At 35.5% G+C, this 23,319-nt stretch carries 21 protein-coding genes and 2 tRNA genes; 8 read left to right on the top strand and 15 right to left on the bottom strand.

Features of this window, described 5'->3' with window-relative positions:
- Nucleotide 1: 1 nt before the first annotated feature.
- On the bottom strand, nt 2–1,048 hold the full coding sequence (locus tag AXG55_RS10570) for a Fe(3+) ABC transporter substrate-binding protein (RefSeq protein ID WP_148698092.1): 1,047 nt from the start codon (nt 1,046–1,048) through the stop codon (nt 2–4).
- A gap of 200 nt (nt 1,049–1,248) precedes the next feature.
- On the opposite strand from AXG55_RS10570, the gene AXG55_RS10565 reads away from it, so the two are divergent.
- A complete protein-coding gene (locus tag AXG55_RS10565; protein ID WP_148698091.1) occupies nt 1,249–2,154 on the top strand; it encodes a cation diffusion facilitator family transporter in 906 nt (301 codons plus the stop codon).
- Nucleotides 2,155–2,156: 2 nt separating this feature from the next.
- Here the strand turns inward: AXG55_RS10565 and AXG55_RS10560 are convergent, their stop codons facing one another.
- Nucleotides 2,157–3,167, bottom strand: a complete 1,011-nt coding sequence (locus tag AXG55_RS10560) for a tetratricopeptide repeat protein (RefSeq protein WP_148698090.1) — start codon at nt 3,165–3,167, stop codon at nt 2,157–2,159.
- A gap of 248 nt (nt 3,168–3,415) precedes the next feature.
- Between AXG55_RS10560 and AXG55_RS10555 the strand changes: the two genes are divergently transcribed.
- Nucleotides 3,416–5,962 carry a penicillin-binding protein 1A gene (locus AXG55_RS10555; RefSeq protein WP_233231156.1) on the top strand — a complete coding sequence of 849 codons (2,547 nt, stop codon included), beginning with the start codon at nt 3,416–3,418 and terminating at the stop codon, nt 5,960–5,962.
- Nucleotides 5,963–5,975: 13 nt separating this feature from the next.
- Here the strand turns inward: AXG55_RS10555 and AXG55_RS10550 are convergent, their stop codons facing one another.
- Complete coding sequence (locus tag AXG55_RS10550) at nt 5,976–6,803, bottom strand: inositol monophosphatase family protein (RefSeq protein WP_148698088.1); 828 nt, start codon at nt 6,801–6,803, stop codon at nt 5,976–5,978.
- A 153-nt stretch (nt 6,804–6,956) separates the two neighbouring features.
- On the opposite strand from AXG55_RS10550, the gene AXG55_RS10545 reads away from it, so the two are divergent.
- Complete coding sequence (locus AXG55_RS10545; RefSeq protein WP_148698087.1) at nt 6,957–8,543, top strand: HD domain-containing protein; 1,587 nt, start codon at nt 6,957–6,959, stop codon at nt 8,541–8,543.
- Here AXG55_RS10545 and AXG55_RS10540 read toward each other — a convergent pair.
- Together AXG55_RS10540 and fba are read right to left on the bottom strand one after the other, a co-directional pair.
- Nucleotides 8,527–9,117 carry an NUDIX hydrolase gene (locus AXG55_RS10540; RefSeq protein WP_148698086.1) on the bottom strand — a complete coding sequence of 197 codons (591 nt, stop codon included), beginning with the start codon at nt 9,115–9,117 and terminating at the stop codon, nt 8,527–8,529. The two genes, AXG55_RS10545 and AXG55_RS10540, sit on opposite strands and share 17 nt — an antisense overlap.
- Entirely contained in the window at nt 9,110–10,147 is a 1,038-nt protein-coding gene (gene fba, locus AXG55_RS10535) for a class II fructose-bisphosphate aldolase (protein WP_148698085.1), read from the bottom strand. The genes AXG55_RS10540 and fba overlap by 8 nt, the downstream gene beginning before the upstream one ends.
- 254 nt (nt 10,148–10,401) lie before the next feature.
- Between fba and AXG55_RS10530 the strand changes: the two genes are divergently transcribed.
- Complete coding sequence (locus tag AXG55_RS10530; RefSeq protein ID WP_233231155.1) at nt 10,402–11,514, top strand: glycosyltransferase family 9 protein; 1,113 nt, start codon at nt 10,402–10,404, stop codon at nt 11,512–11,514.
- A gap of 126 nt (nt 11,515–11,640) precedes the next feature.
- Here the strand turns inward: AXG55_RS10530 and AXG55_RS10525 are convergent, their stop codons facing one another.
- The 6 genes from AXG55_RS10525 to groES all read right to left on the bottom strand — a co-directional run bounded on the left by AXG55_RS10525 (nt 11,641) and on the right by groES (nt 17,215).
- Complete coding sequence (locus tag AXG55_RS10525) at nt 11,641–12,153, bottom strand: hypothetical protein (protein ID WP_233231154.1); 513 nt, start codon at nt 12,151–12,153, stop codon at nt 11,641–11,643.
- A gap of 181 nt (nt 12,154–12,334) precedes the next feature.
- Entirely contained in the window at nt 12,335–13,117 is a 783-nt protein-coding gene (locus tag AXG55_RS10520; protein WP_148698082.1) for an RES family NAD+ phosphorylase, read from the bottom strand.
- The gene (locus tag AXG55_RS10515; RefSeq protein ID WP_148698081.1) at nt 13,114–13,518 is read right to left on the bottom strand and encodes an antitoxin Xre/MbcA/ParS toxin-binding domain-containing protein; all 405 of its coding nucleotides are present in this window, start codon (nt 13,516–13,518) and stop codon (nt 13,114–13,116) included. Before AXG55_RS10515 ends, AXG55_RS10520 begins: the two co-directional genes overlap by 4 nt.
- A 251-nt stretch (nt 13,519–13,769) precedes the next feature.
- Entirely contained in the window at nt 13,770–15,077 is a 1,308-nt protein-coding gene (locus AXG55_RS10510; protein ID WP_233231153.1) for an NCS2 family permease, read from the bottom strand.
- A gap of 105 nt (nt 15,078–15,182) precedes the next feature.
- Nucleotides 15,183–16,859 (bottom strand): chaperonin GroEL, encoded by a 1,677-nt coding sequence (groL, locus tag AXG55_RS10505; protein WP_148698079.1) that lies wholly within the window; start codon nt 16,857–16,859, stop codon nt 15,183–15,185.
- A gap of 59 nt (nt 16,860–16,918) precedes the next feature.
- A complete protein-coding gene (groES, locus tag AXG55_RS10500; protein WP_148698078.1) occupies nt 16,919–17,215 on the bottom strand; it encodes a co-chaperone GroES in 297 nt (98 codons plus the stop codon).
- A 178-nt stretch (nt 17,216–17,393) separates the two neighbouring features.
- On the opposite strand from groES, the gene rfbA reads away from it, so the two are divergent.
- Both rfbA and rfbB read left to right on the top strand, forming a co-directional pair.
- Nucleotides 17,394–18,266, top strand: coding sequence for a glucose-1-phosphate thymidylyltransferase RfbA (rfbA, locus tag AXG55_RS10495; RefSeq protein ID WP_148698077.1), 873 nt, complete (start codon nt 17,394–17,396; stop codon nt 18,264–18,266).
- 42 nt (nt 18,267–18,308) lie between these two features.
- Nucleotides 18,309–19,319, top strand: coding sequence for a dTDP-glucose 4,6-dehydratase (rfbB, locus tag AXG55_RS10490; RefSeq protein WP_148698076.1), 1,011 nt, complete (start codon nt 18,309–18,311; stop codon nt 19,317–19,319).
- Here rfbB and AXG55_RS10485 read toward each other — a convergent pair.
- Nucleotides 19,298–20,017, bottom strand: a complete 720-nt coding sequence (locus AXG55_RS10485) for a ubiquinone/menaquinone biosynthesis methyltransferase (RefSeq protein ID WP_148698075.1) — start codon at nt 20,015–20,017, stop codon at nt 19,298–19,300. The genes rfbB and AXG55_RS10485 overlap by 22 nt on opposite strands.
- Before the next feature lie 16 nt (nt 20,018–20,033).
- A tRNA-Val gene (locus AXG55_RS10480) sits at nt 20,034–20,110 on the bottom strand.
- A 160-nt stretch (nt 20,111–20,270) separates the two neighbouring features.
- Between AXG55_RS10480 and AXG55_RS10475 the strand changes: the two genes are divergently transcribed.
- The gene (locus AXG55_RS10475; protein WP_148698074.1) at nt 20,271–20,759 is read left to right on the top strand and encodes a glutathione peroxidase; all 489 of its coding nucleotides are present in this window, start codon (nt 20,271–20,273) and stop codon (nt 20,757–20,759) included.
- 70 nt (nt 20,760–20,829) lie between these two features.
- Here AXG55_RS10475 and AXG55_RS10470 read toward each other — a convergent pair whose 3' ends face one another.
- Entirely contained in the window at nt 20,830–21,876 is a 1,047-nt protein-coding gene (locus AXG55_RS10470) for an NAD(P)H-dependent flavin oxidoreductase (RefSeq protein WP_148698073.1), read from the bottom strand.
- Between the two features lie 293 nt (nt 21,877–22,169).
- Nucleotides 22,170–22,246 (bottom strand) — tRNA-Ile (locus AXG55_RS10465).
- Between the two features lie 128 nt (nt 22,247–22,374).
- Between AXG55_RS10465 and dapA the strand changes: the two genes are divergently transcribed.
- A complete protein-coding gene (dapA, locus tag AXG55_RS10460; RefSeq protein ID WP_233231152.1) occupies nt 22,375–23,316 on the top strand; it encodes a 4-hydroxy-tetrahydrodipicolinate synthase in 942 nt (313 codons plus the stop codon).
- Nucleotides 23,317–23,319: the final 3 nt, after the last annotated feature.

Genomic DNA, 23,319 nt, shown 5'->3' with positions numbered 1-23,319 from the left:
ATTAGCGCCACCCTACTTTGTCTAAAATAACTATGGCTTTAGGAGTGTTTTCACCAATTTTAGAAAGATTTAACGTATCAAATTTTGGTTTTCCCATGTTTTTAAGAACATGAGTCCATTCCACATCGTTTCTCACAGGATATTCATTATTCATTTGTGCGAGTATTTCTTGTGCCTTTTTACTCACCATAAATTCCATGAATTTAATTGCATTTTCTTTATGCGGTGCATATTTTGTTATGCCTCCAATACTGGCATTAATATGCATGCCCCTGTTTTTTTGGTTTGGAAATACAATCGCTAAATTTTTTACAACTTTTTGATCTTCGGGATCTTCTGATTTTAATAGACGCGCATAATAGTAGGTATTTACAATGGCAATATCACCTTTGTTTTGTGCAATGGCTTTCATTTGATCGATATCGCCACCTTCTGGTTTACGCGCTAAATTTTCAGTTATAATTTTGGTCCAATTTTCAGTTTTCTCAGCTCCATGAGCACTGAGTAATGAGGCAACAAGGGATTGATTATACACATGATTAGATGTTCTTGCTAAAATGCGACCTTTAAATTGCTCTTTGGCGAGATCTTCATAGTTTTGAATTTCATTTTCTTTTACTCTGGTTTTATCATAAACAATAGCGCGTCCCCGTAAGGTAAGAGCGTACCATTTTTGATCGGGGCCTATTAAATTAGCAGGTACGGAATTTTTTAATGTCGGAGTGCTTATCGATTGATATAACTCAGCTTGCTCCGCTTTCCAGGCATTTCCGATGTCAACAGTGATGATAACATCGGCAGGACTTTTTTTACCTTCACTTTTTACTCTTTCTATGAGTTGAGCAGCTTCTTTAATTTGAATTTCGTTAACTTTAATACCTGTTTCTTTTTCAAACTTTTGGAATAGCTCATGATCAACTCCATAATGGCGTGATGTATAGAGATTGACCACATTTTCTTTATCAGAAGCTCCTGCTATTGATGCAAAAAAACCTGTAAACAAGAAAGAGACAAAGACATTTCTAAAAACTCTGCGTGAAATTTTCATAGGTGACCCTTCTTTATGTTTTTAAATGGAGTGCTTTTAAAACTGCGTCGACCGCAAATCGTTATTATGTATATTGAAAATAATTATCATTATCAAATATAAATCAATTTTTTTATATATATCTAAGAATGTTGAAATATATTGCTTAAATATCAAAATGAAGAGCCGAACATAAAAGCTTATAGAACAGAGGGGCATTTATGTCAGGAAATCACAATCATTCTCATTCCAAAGAATTTCCCCTTATTTTGGCATTATTATTAACGATTAGTTTTTTTGGAGTTGAAATTGCGGCGGGAATTTTATCAAAAAGCCTCGCTCTTTTATCTGATGCAGCTCATATGCTAACTGATGTGGTTGCTATCGCAGTCGCACTCATTTCAATTAAAATATCAAAAAAGCCTGCAGATAAAAAAAGAACTTTTGGATATTATCGTTTTGAGGTTCTTGCTCCTGCATTTAATGCTATTTTACTTATGCTTATGTCGATTTATATTTTATATGAGTCTTATTTAAGACTCATTGATAAAAATAAAGTTGAAATTAATACTTATGTCATGCTTTTTGTATCTATTACTGGACTCATCATTAATGTCATTTGCCTTAAAATTTTAAGTCATGATAAAAATGAAAGCTTAAATATAAAAGGTGCTTATTTAGAAATATTAAGTGACATGATTTCTTCTTTTGGTGTTATTATCGCTGCCATTATTATAAAATTAACTCATTGGCAATGGGTGGATTCTGCAATTGCTGTTGCTATTGGTTTATGGATTATTCCTCGATCTTGGATTTTATTTAAAGACAGTATTAATATTTTACTTGAAGGAGTTCCTGATGGAATTCAATTAGAAGAGATAAAAAATGCCATTTTATCAATATCGGGGATAATTGGTTTGCATGATCTTCATGTTTGGGCAATTGCTCAAAATAAAATTAGCTTATCTGTTCATATTATTTATGCAAAAACAAATCATTATGAACAACATTTTATTTTAAAGAAATTAAGAAAAATGTTGGATGATGATTTTCAAATTACTCATTCTACAATTCAATTTGAAATTGAGCCTTGCGAGCAAGCGAACGAGGCTCATCATAATGAATAATATTAAAAATTTAAAAGTTTGCTTTGAAGTTGATCATTATTTATATGTGCAAGTCTTTCTTCAATTAAAGAACGCTCATATTCTACAAACTCACGAATGCTTTCTTCCTTAGAAAGTTTTAAAGCCTTTTCGTAAAATTCTCTTGCTTTTTTAATATTTTGTTGTTTTTCTAAGGTGAATGCTAATTGATAATATGAAGAAACCAAGCCTTCTTCTTCATTAATTTTTTCTAGAATTTCGATTGCTTTTATAAATTTCTTCTCGGCAGCCTGTAGGTCATTTGCATCAAATAAGGAAACACCAATTTCATGTTCAAAAGTTGCTTCCCAATGTTTTAAATCATTTGCAACAGCTATGGTTAATCCTTTATTTAAATAATCAATAAATAATGTATTATTTTTAGCCTGTTCGGCTGATAAAGCTGCATTGTAATAAGCTTCTAATGTTTCTTCTGTGTCGTCTTGAGCTTCAATTTGAGAAATAATTTCTTTCCATAAAGGTAAAGACTTGTCATGTTCTCCAATAATTCCATAGGAAAGTGCTAAATGATTTTTGATGTCAAAAACATAATTATCATTTTCAATGTTTTTGTCAGAACTATTTTCTATTTTACTTAAAACAAGTTCAAGAACAGGAACTGCTTTTCCATAGTTTTCTTCTTCAAGTAGAGTGTTTATGGATTGAAATAAATTTTCTAAACCTTGGGAATTAAAATTGCTTAATTCTTGCTCGGTATATTGATGTCTTTGATAATTTATATGTTCATGGTGGTGATGATTGCAGTGTTCACCGTGCTCGTGGTGATGGTTGCCGTGTTCACCGTGCTCGTGGTGATGATTGCCGTGTTCACCGTGCTCGTGGTGATGATTGCCGTGTTCACCGTGCTCGTGGTGATGATTGCAGTGTTCACCGTGCTCGTGGTGATGATGGTCGCCGTGTTCGCCATGTTCTTGTGAATTGTGCATATGTTCATGATTTTTAGTATTTTTTTTGTGCTCGTCATGATTTGTCATTGTAATAAATACCTCATTCTTTTAGCTCTATTCCGTTCTTTTTACCCTTGATAAGATGCTTAGTTCATCATCAAGGTGTTTGCTATTCATCCTTAACATGAAGCATTTGTGATTGAAATGATTAATTAAGTCTTTAATTACATAATGTTAACTTTGTCTTTAAAATCCCTCCTCATTTCTTATATAGGGCTGCCGAAATAGAGGGGTCTACATTAAGAGAGCTAGAGAGATTTGAGGGAGAAGGTAAGGTGGTTGATTTTATTTTCCAAAATAGAAAAAAACTTATCTTTGCGTTTATAGGCCTATTGGTGGTTGTTTTTTTAATTTATGGATTTTATAGAATTAAAAAATCTTTGCCTAATTTAGAAAAACTGACCAATTATGAGCCGGCTTTACCAACCTTAATTTACAGTCAAGACGGTGTTAAAATTGCTGAAATTTTTGAAGAAAGACGCTATCCCGTTCTTATTAATGAAATTTCTCCCTTTATTAAAAATGCTTTTATTGCCGCGGAAGATTCTGATTTTTATAATCATCATGGTTTTGATTGGAAAGGATTTTTAAGAGCTTCTTTCCATTTTATAACATTTTCAAATCAAAAACAGGGTGGAAGTACCATAACTCAACAACTTGCTAAGAATGTCCTCTTATCAAAAGAAAGAACTATTGTTCGTAAAATAAAAGATATTATTGTGGCAAGAGAAATAGAAGAGTCCTTTCCTAAAGATAAAATATTAGAATTGTATTTAAATACCATTTATTTAGGAAATGGAGCTTATGGTGTTGAAGCGGCAGCTCAAAATTATTTTCATAAAGCAAATATGAATTTAACATTAGGTGAATCTGCTATGATTGCTGGGCTTACTCCTGCTCCTTCGACATATGATCCCACTGATAATTTTACAGCTGCAAAATCAAGACAAGCCTATGTATTAGAACGTATGCATAAATTAGGATTCATTACTAAAAATCAATATGATAGGGCAATGACTGAAAAAGTTGTGGCTTATAAAGCAGAATCGCCAAATAATAAAATAGCTCCTTACTTTATTGCTGAGATAAAGAAACAACTTCAGAATCAACTTGATATAGATAATTTAGGAACAAGTGGTTTAACTATTTATACAACATTAAATTCCCGTATTCAAAATGCTGCGCTCACTTCTGTTCAGGCATTTGCTGATTTATATCAATCGCGAAGAAGTTATAAGGGCTCTATTAAACGCCATGGCAATGGATTTCGTGACTATATTAAAACTCTTGTAAACTTACCTATTAAAGAAACAGAATATGAACGTGCAGTTGTTGTCTCCATTGATGATACTTTGCGTGCCGTAGGTATTGTTACGCAAAGAGGTTTGGGAGTAATTCCTGTAGAAGAAATAAGTTGGGCCATAAAATCGGAGAGAGATATTGAAGATGTGGAACCTGATGTCAATAATATTTTAAAAGTTGGCGATGAAATTCATGTTTTAAAAGTGAATAAGAAAATACATTCCAGAATTATAAACGATAAAAACTTCTTACCTAATTTAATTAATTATGCAAAACATTTTGAAGCACCCGTGAAGGATAATATATTAAGATACACACTAGCAGACTCTGTTGGAATTGAAGCAGCCGCATTGGTAATGGACACACGAAATGGTGAAATATTAGCTATGGTAGGTGGTGAACACTTTTTACAAAGCCAATTTAATCGGGCAACACAAGCAGAAAGACAAGTTGGAAGCAGTGTAAAACCTTTATATTATTCCTACGCTATTGATTCCGGTTTTAGTCCAGCTTCAAAAATTGATAGTCCTAAAATTGATTTTGATGGATGGAAACCAGAAAACTATGGTGGTAAAGAAACAGGTCGTACAACTCTTTTACAATGTCTTGCACAGAGTTTAAATATTCCTAGTATCTTTTTGTATCAAACTATAGGTTCTTTAAAAATAACGAAACAACTCAGTCGTTTTGGATTTAACTGGCCTTATTCTGATTTAAGTATTGCATTAGGATCAGGCTCTGCTTCACTTCTTAAAATGGTGCAAGCTTATTCTGTTTTTCCAAATCAAGGTCAAATGACGCTAGCCTATTATATTCAAGAAATAGTTGATAGAAATGGTAAAATTATTTATTCCTCGAAAGATGGAAAAATATATCCTTTGGAAGTTGTGCCAGAAAATGTACAAGATGCTCCTTATTTACCTGGAAAAACAATAGATAAGACAGAAGAGCCTTCTTCGTTGCAATTGATTTCTCCCCAATCTGCATATGTTACTTTAAATATGATGAGACATGTTGTAAATATGGGTACAGGGCAAGGAGCCTTAGGGGTATCGCCCTATGTTGCCGGAAAAACAGGAACCACAAATCAAAGTTCAGATGCTTGGTTCTTAGGTATTGCTTCTCAATTGGTAGGCGGTGTTTGGGTTGGTTATGATGACAATTCCAAAACTCTAGGTGGTGGTGGAACCGGATCGGTCATGGCTGTGCCTATTTGGAAAAATATTATGCAAACCGCAGTGCGGATTTATGCTCAACAAAGCTGGCCAAAGCCTCCTGGAATTCATGAAATTAGAATTGATAAGGAAACAGGAGAATACAGTACTTCAAGAGATGCCGTGTCTGTATATGTCATAGATGGTACAGAACCAGGAGGAGTGTATTCAAGAAATGCTTTAGATGATCACTCTAACAGTTTAGATAATCATTTAGAATTAAGTATAACTCCAGATAATAATGATAATGCTGATGAGAAATCTTCTCCTGTATTGCCTAAAAAGAAAGTTCATAAAAAAATTTGATTAAGTTACAAAATTATAATTCATAATTGTCTTTTATTATATTGAATAATTCATTAAATAAATACTCATTAGATGAGATTATACCTCTATCATTTAAGGGACAAAATTCTTCGCCATAGAAATTTGTTACTTTTCCTCCCGCCTCCTCGATGAGAAGAGATCCTGCGGCCATATCCCAGGGAGCCAGAGGGTGTTCGTAAAATCCGTCAAAAATACCTTCTGCCAAATGGGCTAAATCCAATGCTGCTGCACCATTGATACGAAGTCCTAAGGTTCTATTTTGAATTTCTGCAATGGTTTTTGAAACAGGAATTAAGTTTTTACCTTTATTGGAACTAAATCCCGTTGCTATACTTGCTAAATGCAATGATGTTAATTTAGAAATAGACATTTTATTCCCATTTAAAAAAGATCCTTTTCCCTTTTCCGCAATATAAAGGCGATTTGTCGTGGGTTGATAAATAGCGCCTAATTGAGCGTGAAATCGACCTTTGAGACACGCGCCAAAGGCGACGGAGATACAGTAGTAGGGATTGCCTTTTGAAAAATTCGTAGTGCCATCGAGAGGATCGATAATCCATAAGGGAATCTTACTCTGCGAAGCAGAAGACGCGTATTTACTATGCCCTGACTCTTCAGCTAAAATATCGTGATCGGGAAATAAACTATGAATTTCCTGTTTTATAAGGTTTTCTGAAGCAAAATCGGCATCGGTAACAATACCTTGATTGTCTCCTTTTTCTTTAAATTGAAAGCTTTTTTGAAAATACTGCAAAGTCAGAGCTCCTGCTTTTCGAATCATTTGCTCTAAAAAATCTCGATTTGGAAGTTGCTCAGGCATAAAATATCTCCTAATTCTTTGTTGTTTCTCTCTGAAAATATCCGTGATACCCTTTTATGAGGAGTTGTTCTATTGAGAAAAACTCAGGAAGAGCAGTTTTATTGAACTGCTTATTTCATAACTAAAAAGTAATTAAAATATGAAGGTTTTAAAATGCATTGGTTAGTTTATTCCATATTGGGAGCCGCCCTGGGAATGTCTGGTGGGGTCATTCTTGCAAAGGCCTTTGCTCGTCGCTCTTTAGGGAGTTTAGGTGAAATTCCTGTAAAAGAAAACGTTGAAGCCATTTTAAAAAGTGCCGAAGCCCAAAGAAAAATGATATTAGAAGAAGCATTAATTGCGACAAAAGAACAATATCAATCGGAAGCCGTTCAACTGGATAATGAACGTGAAATGATTATGAGTCATAATGAAATTTATGAACAGGAATTAAATGAGAGACAATCCGAAGTAGATAAATTCGCGAATGAACTTGAAAAGAGAGAGGAAGAATTTAATAAAAAGAAAATTATTGTTGAAAGTTCTATTCAAAAATCAAAAGAACTTGAGAATCAATGCCAAGAAATTCATAAAAATTATCAAAATAATTTGGAACATAAAATAGGTAAGAATAAATCGGAATTATTTCGTGATATGTCAGAAGAACTTATTGCTGCTGAAAAATTAGGCATTACGAAGTGGCTCATGGATAATTCTGAAATGCTAAAATCTGAATCGCAAAAATTAGCAAGAAATTCATTAAATTCTATTTATTTAAGATATCAACCTAGTTTTATTTGGCCAAAATCTTCTTTTATCGTTCCTGTAAACTCTAAAGACACATTAGAAAAATACTTTCATGAAGAATCACCCATTATTTCTTCCCTTATTGCAGGTACGGAATCTTCTATTAGTGTTTTAACCATTAATGACGAAATGCCTTCCATGTTAAAAATATCCAGTGGTTTAGGTGTTGATAAAGAAATGATCCGTCTGACTTTAGAAGAAATGATTGCAAAAGATATTTATCATGAAGATAAAATCAAAGGTATTTTTGATAAACACCGTCGCTTTTTAGATAGATATATTTTGAAATTAGGAGAAGATGCTATTAAAAATCTCGGCATTTTTCCCAATGTACATCCGGAAATTTTAAAGCTTATTGGCTCTTTAAACTACAGGACAAGTCACAGGCAAAATCAATATTTTCATTCTATAGAAGTCGCTCGTTTGGCAGGTATGATTGCCGATGAAATTGGAGTGAATGCTGTGACCGCAAAACGAGCAGGAATTTTACACGATATTGGCAAAGTTTTAGATTATAAAATAGAAGGCAGTCACGCTGTTATTAGCGGTGATTATGCAACGCGATTTGGTGAAAAAGAAGATATTGTTGATACCGTTTTAGCTCACCACGACGATAAAATTGTGGAAACGCCTTACGCTTATATTTTAAAAGCAGCCGATGCCATGTCAGGAGCACGTCCTGGTGCCCGCGTGGATATGGAAGAAGGTTATCACAGACGCATTGACGGTATTTCAGGTGTTATCAACAGTTTTCAAGAACAGGGTGTGACAGGTTCCGCGATTATGCATGCTGGTAGAGAAGTTCATGTTTTTGTTGATAATAGTAGAGTAAAGCAAAAAGATATTACAGGTTTAGCAGAAGGGATTGCAAAAAAACTCGAAGAAGAAGTCGAGTACCCCGGACAAATTCGCGTGACGGTGATACGTCGTACCGAAATTACTGAGGTTGCTTAAATTTTGCATTTAAATAAGGTTCTGCCAGTAAAAGAGCAAAAGCAGAAATAACATTTGAAATGCGCCCTGTTCTGGCTAATTCTACCGCTTCTTTGATATTCATAAAATGTAATTTAATATTTTCAAATGGGTCGTCATGTTCAGCTTTAGTTTGCAGAGGTTGGACATCAAAGGCAATAAAATATGTTACTTTATTGCTCTGAATGGCCGCATTTGGGGAATAGCCCGAGAGTCCCAGCAGTCGCTGACTGGTCAGACCCGTTTCTTCTTCTAATTCGCGCAGAGCTGCCATGGTGGCATCGTTTTCACCAAAATTAACAGCACCTCCGGGCACTTCTAAGGTAAAATTATTTGTGCCAAAACGATGCTGCTCAATGAGAACAATTTGTCCTGAAGCCGTGACAGGAACAACGTTCACCCAATTAGCACAGTCCAAAGTGTAAATATTTAAACTGTGTTGCTTGTCTTGAGTTTCTGCTTTTTTTTCTTTAACTGCAAAAATACTGCATTGAAATACGGTTTTTTCATCACTTAAAAGAAAAGGTTCGAGCTCTTTGTCGTCATGACTAAACATAGCGTTTTGCCATGGAGTCTAAAGGCATAGGTTTGATTTTTGAAGCTTGTCCCGCTTGACCAAATTCAACCATGCGTTGTGCGCATAGTTTTTTCATGGCATCGCGTGCTGGTGTCATAAATTTTCTCAAATCAAATTCAGAAGGATTTGATGCGAGTAATTTGCGAATGGCTGTTGTCATGGCTAAGCGGTTGTCGGTATCGACGTTAATTTTACGTACACCGTTTTTAATACCTTCTTGAATTTCTTCTACAGGAACGCCCCAAGTTTCTTTCATTTCGCCGCCGTATTTACGGAATTCCGCTTGCAGATCCTGTGGAACAGAACTCGATCCGTGCATAACCAAGTGCGTATTGGGAAGGCGTCTGTGGATTTCACGGATGCGGTCCATGGCTAGAGTTTTGCCGTCGGGTTTTTTGGTGAATTTATAAGCACCATGGCTTGTGCCAATAGCAATAGCGAGGGCATCTACTTTTGTGAGTTCTACAAATTGTGCAGCTTCTTGTGGGTCTGTTAAAAGTTGCGAGTGGGAAAGTGTGCCTTCAAAACCATGACCATCTTCTTTTTCACCTTTTCCTGTTTCAAGGGAGCCTAGACAGCCGAGTTCGCCTTCAACGGAAATTCCCATGGCGTGTGCAATGCGCACGACATCGGCGGTGATTTTTACATTGTATTCAAAATCTGAAGGTGTTTTCGCATCTTCTTTGAGACTTCCATCCATCATTACGCTGGTGAAGCCATTACGAATAGCTGATAAGCAAGTTTGCATACTATTGCCGTGATCCTGATGCATTACCACAGGAATTTCTGGATAAAGTTCAACAGCACCAAGGATAAGGTGTCTTAAAAATATGTCATTTGTGTAAGAACGTGCTCCGCGACTCGCTTGGAGAATAACAGGGCTATTTGTTTCTTTTGCGGCTTCCATGATAGCCTGAACTTGTTCTAGGTTATTTACATTAAAAGCGGCAACGCCATAATTATTTTCAGCAGCATGATCGAGAAGTTGTCTAAGAGAAATGAGTGCCATTTTAAGCCTCCTTGTCGGGTGAATACAAACACGATCACCTCATACACCAGCTGATAGTTTCTTGCAAAGAGTGCGGGCAAATCTAGTAATATAACAAATTAATAAAAATCATTTTAATTCCTATTTGTAATTTTGATAACAATTTTGTCCTTGCGATTGTCATGAAAAGGGAAATGTACTAGAGTTAAAAAGCTCTTTAATTACATGTATTTATGATAATTATTAAAAATAAACGAATTGAGAAAGGAACATCATTGCAGGCTCTAGACGATTTATTTTTTAGCAAAAAACATCGGATAGCCATTTATCATACAGGTGCCTTGGGTGATCTTTTGGTTGCGACGGCCGCTCTCTTTGAACTTTGCCAACTCTTTTCCAATTCAAGTGTTACAGTCATTGGATCGGGGCTTTGGAAAGAAATATTAAACCCTCTTCAGTGGCCGCAAATTAATTCAATTTTAGAAATTAAAGATAAAAATTTTAGCAAATTAAAGTTATGGAAAGCAAATATTGATTACAATACATGGAATGAAATCCCCTTTTCAGCACCTTCTTTTAATCTGTTTTTAAAAGACTTTCACATTACAATTGATTTTAGAAGTGAGAGTTTAAGATTTGCCTTAAAATCTTTTTTTTCAAAAATTCCCATGCGAGTGGGAGCGCATAAAAAAAATACCGCAAAAATTTTATTTACCCATTTTTCAACGCGGGATAAATCTAAAGAAATTCATGAAAGAGATAGATATTTAGATATTATTGCTCCTTTGAATTATAATTATATTAGGGAGCGGAAAGAATATTGGAAAAAAAAGGGATTACCCCCTCTAAAATGGTTTCCCCATGATTACAAACAGAGTTTTTACAAGAATCAAAATAAAAAAGTGATATTAATTAATCCTACGGCAAGTATTCGAGAAAAAGCTTGGGCAAGCAAAAACTTTAGGGAACTCGCTTTTAAATTAAAAAATGAAATGACTGAAGTTAAAATTATTGGCTCACCCTTTGAAACAGAATGGTTAAAAGAAGTCGCTAAAAATGATTTTCCCATTTTGCAACCTCAAAATATTTTAAGCTTAGTAGATGAAGTTAAGCTGTCATCTTTATTAATCACAAATACCAGTTCTATGCAGTTTATCGCCGCAGGAACTCACACCCCAACACTCACATTAATGGGAATTGCTTCTCCTGAACGTTGGGGCGCATTAGGAGAAAAATCATATTGTTTAAAAAATAATGACGTCAATTTTCATCCTAAAAAGTTTTTTATTTCTAAAAAGAAAAATGCAAATCAGAATGAGAGTATTGCATATAATAGTTTGTCTGTTAATTTAGTGTTTGATACTGCTCAAAAGTTTTTGGTAGAGTGAATTTTTAAAATTGACAATATATTTATAGATTTTGTAAATAGTATTTTAAATCAGAGTGATGAAAAGAGAATAAAATCGGTTACTTTTTTAAATTAACTGCATAAATTAAGCTAGCAATTATAAATGTTATGGATAAGTAATGAAAAGCTCAGGAAACAATTTAACAGGGTTATCAACTGTCACAGCTTTTAAATCCATTTTATAAACTTCGCCATCAACTGGTGTTGATTCAAAAGAATATTCTATCTGTGTATTTATTTTAATAGGATGATCATAGTTTAAGGGTATGCTAAATTTTTCTCCTGCTTTTGCACTGTATTTAATACTTGAGACTTCGTTCGGTTGTTTAAATTCAAATTGTGTTATATTTAATTGGCAATTTTCTCCTTTTTTTACAGGAATATCCAGATAATTATTATCCCCTTCTTCCTGAATATTAAAATTTTTTATTGAAAGAGTTTTTTCATAAGTGTTACATTGAATATTGGCGACAACATTGACAAGTATTCCATCTATGTTTTTGCTTTGTTCACTATCATGAATAACATAAAATACATAATCTTGAATCTCATTGTCAGTATAGGTGGAAAGAGTAAATAAAATTGACATGAAGATAAATTTCAAAAACATATTTTTCATCAACACACCTACATATTTTATATAAAAAAACAATCCAAAAGTGTCTATATGTAATATATTTTCAATTTTCAACAAATATATTAAAATTATCATAAAAAACTAAGAGGCGTGATTAATTGGATTAAAATCCTACTGTAGTATATCGAAAAAATGAAGATCTGAATCTATATTGAAAAATCTTTTAATTGAAATTATTTTGCTCTTCTTTTTGCGTTTGGATCGGTTCGTCGGTTCCCCAATTTGGCGGGAAGTGAAATGATTCTTTTTTGTTTGATATGCGCTCAATCTCAGCTTTGCCGCTCTTGTGAAAGTAAAATTTTAAAAAATAAACTGCTCTTTCATTTTTAATCACCTCAGGTAAAAAAACAGGGGAGCACAGTCCCCCTATATTTCTTGCAGAAGGAACAATCATCATTTGAACCCCCATCTCTCTTGCTCTTTTTCCTAGCTCATTACAAAAATCGTATTTATTTGATGTGAGGTTATCGTAAAGTGCGAATTGACTTCGAAAGTCAAGAACATAATTACTTTTCAGTTCGCATGAGAACATCTTTCGATCAATTGTTATGAGGTTTGTTTTTGGGTTATTTTTAAATTGCTCTTTAGCGAGTTGCCATTGGTGGTAAAATGCCTCATAAATTGAAGTTTTCTCCTCCATAGCTGAATACCATACACCATAGCCGTTACCGTCTCCGAAGCGGCCAAAGGTATAAGGGGGATCAAATGCTCCTGTTAGGGATGATGTGTGGAGCTTGCTATAATCAAACAACCTGTGTTTTTGGTGTGATTCGTGTAAAACTCCGCTCGTTATGTTTTCATATTTTTGCAATACAGCAATCTGATCTGAATCTGTGCATAAGTCATCAAACAAGTCTTGAGATTGATAAATTGTGTAAATATTGCGATAGGCAGTGCCTTCAAATTCCATTTTTAAATCAAATATTCCATCTAATATTTCACTCATCCAGCACACCTAATATAATCAAGCCTTCTTCTTACAAATGCCAAACGCTCATACGAAAGTGCGGGGTCTTCAAGAATGAAATCAATGGGAACTAAGCCGCCAAGAACTTCTTCCGGATGACTCATCCAGCTATAAACAATTTCTCGATTATAAGGGAATAATATTCTTAGATTTTTATGAATTCCAAGCAATAGCCCTACTCTATTTTTTTTATCAACATCCTTTGGAATAAGCTGCTCTTTTTCAAGCTTAATAAGTCGTTGCCTGTAGTTAGGTAACCCAAGTAAACCAGCTTGTTGTTCTCTGTTAAAGCCATAAAGATGAGCTATCTTCCAAAAGGCTTTTCCTAATACCATCTCCTCTGAAACTTCAGTTTTTTTATTAATATTTATACCGTCCATGGCGGCACCTCCAGGGTTATATCCATGTATGTTATCATACGGCATTTTATCTTAAAAATAAAGGGTTTTTATATGAATTTGTATGAATACATACAAATTGTCGGCGGGCGAAGAATTTAGTAGCAACTCTTATACTTGATTTCATTAGGATTTTAAAATTTCAGAGAGACCTAAAAGAGTAAACTTTCTAACCAAGCTCAGGCCATTTTTTTCTAAACAACTAAGAAAAATTATTATCTTTTAATCACACTTTAATTAAACGTCATTAAATATTTTATTAAAGTACTATGTTCTGTAACGAGTGCTAAGAAACAGATAATTGCGAGTATCCACAAGACGGGACTGATCATTTTAATTTTGCCAACAATCACTTTGAAAATAACGTAACTGACAATTCCCCAGAGCACGCCTTGGGTTATTGAGAATGTCAAAGGCATTAAAATAATTGTTAAGAAGATAGGAATAATATCATCCATTTTATCGGCATGAATGTGTTTTAGAGTTTGGCACATTAAAATTCCAACAAAGATGAGAACAGGAGTCGTGGCATAAGCAGGAATAATTGTAATTAAGGGAGCAATAAATAAACAAGGTAAAAAACAAAATGCGGTTACTATGGAGCTGATGCCTGTTTTTCCTCCCGCTTGAATACCTGCAGAACTTTCAATAAACACTGTAGCGGGAGCAGTTCCAAAAAGGCTTGAAAATAAAGATCCAAAGGAATCTACTAAAAGAGTTTGTTTTAATTGCAGAGGATTTCCATTTTTATCAATAAATCCAGCACTGGTAGATAAACCAATAATTGAGGAAAGAGAGTCAAATAAATTAGTGATAAATATAGCGAGAATGACGGGAATAAAGCTCCATTTCAGAGAGCCAATTAAATCGAGTTGAAAAAAATGTGATTTGAAATCGGGAAGTGAGAAAATACTTTCAGGAAGTTGAATTTGTTTTGTAAAGATAGCGATTAAAGTAACTATTACGATTGACATAAGAAAAGCGTAGGGTTTCTTCTTGTGGTACAAGATAAAGGCAATGCCAAATCCAAGAATTCCTAAAGCAATTGTAAAATTAATATCTCCGAGTGCGACATAAGTTGCGGGGTGAGATACTATTAACCCCAAGTTTTTTAATCCAATAAAGGCAAGAAATAAACCAATACCACAGGACATAGCGTGTTTCATATTATTGGGTAGAGCTTCTACAATTTTTTGCCGAATAGGAAATATGGAAACAACAATAAATAAAACACTTGACCAAAAAATAAGGCCTAACGCAGTAGGCCAAGGAATTTTTTCACCAATAATAAGCGAATAAGCTATAAATACATTTAATCCCATTCCCGGAGCGAGAGCATAGGGGAGTTTTATATAAATTCCCGCTATGAAGCTCATCAAAAAAGAAATAAGCACCGTGGCTGTGAGAGATCCTGTGAGAGACATTCCTGTGCCTGGTGAGGACATGACTTGGGGATTCACGATGACAATGTATGACATTGTGAAAAAGGTGGTAAGACCTGCAATAACTTCCTGAGAAAGCTTACTTTTTTTTGTATTCATCTTTTTATTCCTAAAAAAAAATGCTCCAAAACACATTATCGTGTTGGAGCCTATTTTTTAAGAGGACTCTTGTAAAAAGGCAACTAGGAAAAGCTTTCCTGGTGATTACATATCGTAGTCCATACCACCCATGCCGCCCATTCCAGGCATACCACCCATGCCGCCCATGCCAGGCATGCCGCCCGCAGCCGCTCCTTCTTTCTTAGGTTTTTCGGAAATCATGGCGTTGGTTGTCAATAAGAGACTTGCCACAGAGCTTGCGTTTTGAAGTGCGCAGCGAGTTACTTTAACAGGGTCGATAACGCCCGCTTGAATGAGATCTTCATAAGTGTCAGTCAATGCGTTAAAGCCAAAGCTGATGGAGCTGTTTGATAAAATTTTATCAACAACAACGCTTGCTTCATGACCGCCGTTGCTTGCAATAATGCGAACAGGTTCTTCAAGGGCGCGACGAACAAGTTCAATACCTGCTTGTTGTTCCGCGTTATCACCTTTTAATTTAGCAAGTTCTAAGGAAGAGCGTGCGAGAGCAACGCCACCGCCGGCAATAATGCCTTCCGCTACCGCAGCGCGTGTTGCATTGAGGGCATCTTCAATGCGATCTTTCTTTTCCTTAAGTTCAACTTCAGTCGCAGCGCCTAAGCGAATAACGGCAACACCGCCGGCAAGTTTAGCAAGGCGTTCTTGAAGTTTTTCACGGTCATAGTCAGAAGTTGTTTTTTCAATTTGGCCTCTGATTTCAGCAATACGTGCTTTAATGCTCGCTTCAGATCCCTTACCACCTGTAATAATTGTATTGTCTTTGTCGACAACAACCTTATCAGCTTGACCGAGATCTTCGATGATAGTTGTTTCTAATTGCATGCCGATTTCTTCAGAAACCACAGTTCCTTTTGTAAGAACAGCAATGTCGTCAAGCATGGCTTTGCGGCGATCACCAAAGCCAGGAGCTTTGACGGCACACACTTTGATTGTTCCAGAAAGCTTATTGAGTACGAGAGTTGCTAAAGCTTCGCCTTCTACATCTTCTGCAATGATGAGAAGAGGACGGCCGCTGCGTGCAATTCCTTCAAGAAGTGGAACCATGTCCTTCATGCCTGAGATTTTCTTATCAAAAAGAAGGATGTAAGGATTTTCAAAAACAACTTCAAGGCGTTCTTGATCTGTCACCATGTAAGGAGAAAGGTAACCGCGGTCAAATTGCATACCTTCAACGACGTCGACATAAGTTTCGAGGCCTTTCGCTTCTTCAACAGTAATAACACCGTCTTGCCCTACTTTTTCCATAGCTTCGGCAATCATGTTACCGATGGTGGAGTCGTTGTTTGAAGAAATAGTTGCCACTTGTGCAATTTCTTTGGTGCCATTCACAGGGCGCGCGATTTTCTTAAGATTTGCAACGACAGTTTCAACAGCTTTATCAATACCGCGTTTGAGTTCTACAGGGGCATGGCCCGCAGCAAGCATTTTAAAGCCTTCGCGGTAAATTGCTTGAGCAAGGACTGTTGCTGTTGTTGTTCCGTCACCTGAGTCGTCATTGGTTTTAGAAGCGACTTCTTTCACCATTTGAGCGCCCATGTTTTCAAATTTGTCTTCGAGTTCAATTTCTTTAGCAACGGTAACACCGTCTTTTGTAATAAGCGGAGCGCCGTAGCTTTTTTCAATAAGAACGTTGCGGCCTTTGGGTCCGAGAGTCACTTTAACGGCGTTTGCAAGGGTATTTACACCAGAAAGAATCTTTTTTTGAGCGTTTTCATTAAAAGAAATAATTTTAACAGCCATTTTGTTTTTCCTTTATAAAAATAGACATTTATTTGAATTTACAACAAATTTTATGAGATTTAAGCTTCAACAACAGCAAGGATTTCTTCTTCCTTAATAAGAAGATATTCTTCTCCGTCTATTTTCACTTCATTGCCGCTCCATTTACCAAACAAGACTTTGTCGCCCGTTTTAATAGAAGGTACCACGCGGGAGCCATTTTCAAGAACTTTTCCATTGCCAACAGCAATAACTTTTCCTTCAATTGGTTTTTCTTTTGCATTATCTGGTATAAGAATACCGCCAGATGTTTTTTGCTCTGCTTCAATGCGTTTTAAAAGAATGCGATCATTAAGAGGACGAATGGATTTGCTCATAAATATCTCCTATTGAGAAGTTTGGTATTTGCCCCTGAGAGGCATTAGCTATAGGCTAAGCGTCAATGGAGTCATGTCAAGAGGTGTGCATCTATCTAAAAAATTTGAGCAAAAACTGTCACAACAAAAGGGTAAATGAGTTGTAAGCCCTTTCCATAAAAGTTTTTCAGGAGGATTTATGAAGGGGATTATTTTAGCAGGGGGATCTGGTACCAGGCTGTATCCCGCGACAAACTGTATAAGTAAACAATTGATGCCAATTTATGACAAACCTATGATCTATTATCCTTTATCAACATTGATGATGGCTAATATTACTGAGATTTTAATTATTACCACACCCCGAGATTTGCCTTCTTTTAAGCAATTGTTAGGAGATGGTTCACAATGGGGCATTTCTCTGTCCTACGAAGAGCAGGGCAGTCCTGATGGATTGTCTCAAGCTCTTATTATTGGAGAGAGATTTATAAATCATGATAACGTGTGCTTAATTTTAGGTGACAATATATTTCATGGGCAGGGCTTAATTCAAACTCTAGAAAATACGAGAGCAAATTTGAACGGCTGTAGTATTTTTGGATATCCTGTGAATGATCCCGAACGTTATGGAATTGTCGAATTTAATAAAAGCGGTAAGGTTATTTCTATAGAAGAAAAGCCCAAACTGCCGAAGTCCAATATTGCCATTACAGGATTGTATTTCTTTGACCATAGAGCATCTGAAATTGCAAAGACATTAAAACCATCCCATCGTGGTGAGCTTGAAATTACCGACTTGATAAAAACTTATTTAGAATACGATCAACTGTATGTGGAAGAATTAGGGCGAGGAATTGCCTGGCTAGACACAGGCACACATCGTTCTTTGCTTGATGCCTCCTTATATGTTTCTGTCTTGGAAGAAAGATTAGGATTAAAAATAAATTGTCCTGAAGAAATTGCTTGGCGAAAAGGATTTATTTCTTCATTACAGTTAGAGAAGTTAGCTTCTGCATCTATTAAAAGTGGCTATGGACAATATTTAATGAAATTACTGGCACAAACTATTTAAGTTATTTTTAAATAGATTTATATTATTTATTTGAGGGATTTTGTGGAAATAAAAGAAAATTATTTAATTACAGGTGCGGCAGGTTTTATTGGCAGTAATTTTGTAAGATATATGCTCGATAAGTATGATAATATAAAAATTGTGAGTTTGGATAAATTAACATACGCAGGTTCTTTAAAAAATTTATTAGCATTAAAAAATGAACATCATCACGAATTTGTTCAGGGAGATATTTGTGATAGAAATTTGCTTGATAATATTTTTAGAAAATATCAAATAAATAAAATCATCCATTTTGCAGCTGAAAGTCATGTCGATCGTTCCATTGTCGGTCCCGCAGAATTTATTCAAACGAATTTATTAGGTACATTTCAATTATTGGAAACGGCACGGCAGTTTTGGTTGCAGGAAATGAAATGGGGTGAAAATCAATGTCGTTTTCATCATATTTCCACCGATGAAGTTTATGGGACGTTAACAAAAGAATGTCCTTCTTTTAAAGAAACAACACCCTACGCTCCTAATTCTCCTTATTCCGCCACAAAAGCGGGTTCCGATCATTTAGTGAGAGCTTATTTTCACACTTATAAATTGCCAACCTCAACATCAAATTGTTCAAATAATTATGGCCCTTTTCAGCATGCTGAAAAATTAATTCCCACAGTTATTCGTTCCTGTTTAGAAAGAAAACCTATTCCTGTTTATGGCGATGGAAGCAATATACGTGATTGGTTATATGTATCCGATCATTGCTCTGCCATTGATTGTATTTTAAATAAAGGAACAATAGGCGAAACCTATAATGTGGGTGGAAAGTCAGAATTAAGTAACATCGAATTGGTAAAATTAATTTGTAAAATAATGGATAAATTCAATCCCATAAATGAAAAATATGAAAATTTAATTTCATTTGTAACAGATAGACCTGGTCATGATTGGCGCTATGCAATCGATAATTCTAAAATTCAAAATAATTTAGGATGGCATCCTGATTTTATTTTGGAAAAAGGCTTGGAAGACACGGTCAATTATTATCTAAAAACGGGTTTTTGAGCCGAATAAAGAAACACAATTTGTGCGCCTAAAGTTTTAAATTGCGCATTCATAAAGCCAGAATCAAATAATTCTGCAACAAATTGGCTTCCGCTAGGAAATTTATCAAAAGATGCGGAGTAAACCAGTTGTGCTGGTTTCATGAGAGATAGTTTTTCGCCCAGAACAGGGACGGCTTTTGCGTAACGGTTGTATATCTTTCGAAAAAGTTTGAAATCGGGGCGCCCGTTTTCTAAAATAATCACATTGCCACCGGGTTTTAAAACGCGAAATATTTCACGAAGAGCAGCAGAATGGGGGCGTATGTTTCGCATACCCCAGCAAACTGTTACGGTATGGAAAGTATTGTCGGGGAAGGGAATGTTGAGCGCATTGGCGAGTTTTAATTCAATATTCTCTTGAAATAAGGAAGCTTTTTTTTTGATTTTCTCTTGAGCGACTTTGAGCATTCCTTCGGAGGCATCGATTCCTGTGACATGAATATCGGGTCGTTGGGATACAATACCCAGGATGACTTCGCCTGTTCCTGTCGCGATATCAAGGAGTTTTGTATTTTTTGGGGTGAACTTCATAGCGGCTTTGCAAAGAAATTTGCGCCAAATACGGTGCAGACCTAAGGTGACAGCATCGTGAGCAATATCGTATGCGGGTGCAATTGTATTGAAGCCATCAACAATATTGAAATTTTTAGAATCCATTGAGGACACCAAATGATGGTGCAATCGAGAAGACTCGAACTTCTGACCCCCACGATGTCAACGTGGTGCTCTAACCAACTGAGCTACGACTGCAGTGAAAATTCGTTTACCTAACTAGGCTAACATTGTCAATAGAAAGTGTCTAGTTTCCTCGTTTTGACTTTTTTTTTCATCTCTAGACAGTTAAAAATAGGATGTTAGTATACGCTCCTCTGTTAACTTAGAAATAATTTGATTTTAAGGAGAGAATCCAATGCCACATCAGTCGATCTATGATTTTGAAGCAAAAGATATCAATGGAAATATAAAAACACTTTCACAGTTTAAAGGAAATGCATTATTAATAGTCAATACCGCAAGCAAGTGTGGTTTTACTCCTCAATATGAAGGTCTTGAAAAATTATATAAAAATTATAACGGCAAAGGTTTTGAAATTTTAGGATTTCCCTGTAATCAATTTGGTGGTCAAGAGCCTGGAGATGAAAATGAAATTAAAAGTTTTTGCAGTTTAACATATAATGTTTCTTTCCCTATGTTTTCAAAAATAGATGTTAATGGAAACAATGCACATCCACTTTATAAATATCTGAAAAAAAATAGTAAGGGAATTTTAGGTACGGAATTCATAAAATGGAATTTTACAAAGTTTTTAATTGGTAAAAATGGAGAGGTTTTAAAACGCTATGCTCCCACAAATACGCCAGATGAAATTGCAAAAGATTTAGATGAACTGTTGAGTTGATTCTGGTGATATTTTTTATAGTAAAATATTTGTCATATATTTTATTTAACTCATTTTCTTATTAAAAAATTTATTTAAAATTAAGTTTCGAAATAATTTCAAGGGCAGAATGTTCTTTGATCATATGGGCATTGGAACCTGCCCATAGCGATAAAAATTCTTCTTGATCCATTTGAGCGGCTTTGCTGCGGATGTCTCGTGTGAGAGCATTTTGCGCTGGAAAAGGTAAAATAGAGTCTGTTACTTTATCTTTCATTTCAGTCATAAATCGATTTTTTAATCCCCTAGCATATCGTCCTGAAAATACTTTTGTTAATTCGGTTTCTCTCTTTTTCTCGCGCAGAGCTCTGCGATATGGCTCCGATGTTCCCGCCTCACTGCTAAGCAAAAAAGCCGTTCCCATTTGCACGGCACTTGCCCCTTTGGAAAGAATTTTTTGAATATGTTTTTGATTCATAATTCCTCCTGCAGCAATCACAGGAATATTTAATTTTTTAATAAATTGACTCACAAGATTATCTGTTGAAATATTGGGATCGTTTTCATTGGGATCAAAAAAGCCGCGGTGTCCTCCTGCTTCCACTCCTTGTGCTACAAGGGCATCCACGCCTAATTCTTGTAAGGAAAGAGCTTCCTTAAGCTGAGTGGCAGTTCCTATGGTGACAATTCTTTTTTTGTTACATTCTTTAATATGTTCCTTTTTAATGAGACCAAATGTAAAACTGAAAGCTTTAGGGATATTAGCGAGGACTATTTCAAATTGTTTCTCGAAATCGGGCGCGTAAGGTGGATTTAATTTTGTTAAGGAAGGAATTTTTAATTCTTCTCGGTATTGATTTGTAGCTACAATGGCTTTTTCAATTTGTTGTTCTGTTAAGTTAAGTGCGGGATGTTGTGTAAAAAGATTTACAGCAAAGTGTTTATGAGTAAGTTGTTTTACTTTTTTTATTTGTGCGTCCATGTTTTCGGGAGAGTCATAAGAACAGGCTAAAAAGCCAATGGCTCCCGCCTGAGCAGCACAAGCTACAAGTTCTGGAGTTGAAAGCCCTCCTGCCATGGGAGCAACGATTAAGGGAATTTGAATGTCGAGTTGTTCTAATAATTTATTTTTTTTCATTATATTTTACCTTTGCAGTTTAAATTCAATTTGAGAATGAGCGTTATCCTGCTCATACCGAAAATTAATTGAAAATGGGAAAAAATAATTAGTCGAAGAAGATATTAATTATAAATTTTTTAAAATTAAAATTCTATTTAAAATTGATATTTCAATACCGATGATAATGTAACCTGAGATGAGTCAAATTCCTTTAAAATCTAGAATTTGACTTTTTTTTGTAACTTTATTTTATTGATTTTTTTCGGAAATTAAGATCATGCACAAGAACCGCATAGAAGCATTTAGAAAAGTGGTGGGCCGAGAGGGACTCGAACCCCCAGATCGTCTCGTTATGAGCGAGCTGCCGTAACCATTTAGCTACCGGCCCACTTTTGTATTTGAGTGGTTAGCAAATCCGAAAGAAGAGGTCAACTGTCTTCAGAGATTCTTGCTAAGTTTCTGTAAGATCGTTATCCTGCAAGGCGATCAGAATCTATTACTTGTAAGGAGAACCTCTTGAGCCACAAGCCTTTTTCTGGAGTTATTACAGCGATTGCAACCCCCTTTCATGATAAAGGAGAGATTGACTTTAAAGCGTTTGATTCCCTTCTTGCCTATCAAAAAAAAGCGGGAATTCATGGTGCTGTTGTTTTAGGCACCACCGGGGAAAACGCCGCCTTAAGTGAGCAGGAGTCAGAAGCTCTTGTGCTTGCGGCATTGGAGCATCAAACAGAAAACTTTCATATTTATGTGGGAACAGGTACGAATTATACCAAGACCACCATCGAAAAATCAATTAAATATTCACAATTAAAATCTGCCCAAGGAAAAAAAACCAATGGGGTGATGGTTGTTACTCCCTACTATAATAAGCCAAGCCAAAGCTGTCTTGTGAAGCATTATAATGAGGTTGCTCAGGCTGTTAAAGATACGCCTCTTTGTATTTACAATGTTCCCAGTCGAACGGGAATCAATTTATTGCCACAGACTCTCGCCAATATCGTATTGGAAAATGAAAATGTTGTTGCCATTAAAGAAGCAGCGGGAAATGTCAATGCCATTGTTGAAATGAGAAACGCTCTCGATCAAATAAATAAACAAAATGTACTCATTTTATCAGGAGACGATGCCACATATGCACCTGCTCTTTTATGTGGTGCCAGCGGCGTTATATCGGTGACTTCTCATATTATTCCTAAAGTACTTATTCAAATTCTTGAAGCTTATCAGAAGGGGAATTTTAAGGAATTACAGCGATTGCATTTGGCAACATATTGCATAAATAATGGAATTTTCGCGGTACCCAATCCTATTGGTGTGAAGTGGATGTTGTCACACTTAGGTATTTGTGGCAAGACTTTGAGAGCGCCTCTTTATCCAGCAGAGGGCAAAGAACAAGAGCTATTAAGCTGTATTCTTGATCAATTGAAAAAAAATCAAATACAAGTTTTAACGTAACAG

This window comes from Silvanigrella aquatica (assembly GCF_001907975.1).
GTDB lineage: Bacteria > Bdellovibrionota_B > Oligoflexia > Silvanigrellales > Silvanigrellaceae > Silvanigrella > Silvanigrella aquatica.
The sequence above is the reverse complement of the archived record's forward strand: the minus strand, read 5'-3'. Positions and strand labels throughout refer to the sequence as shown.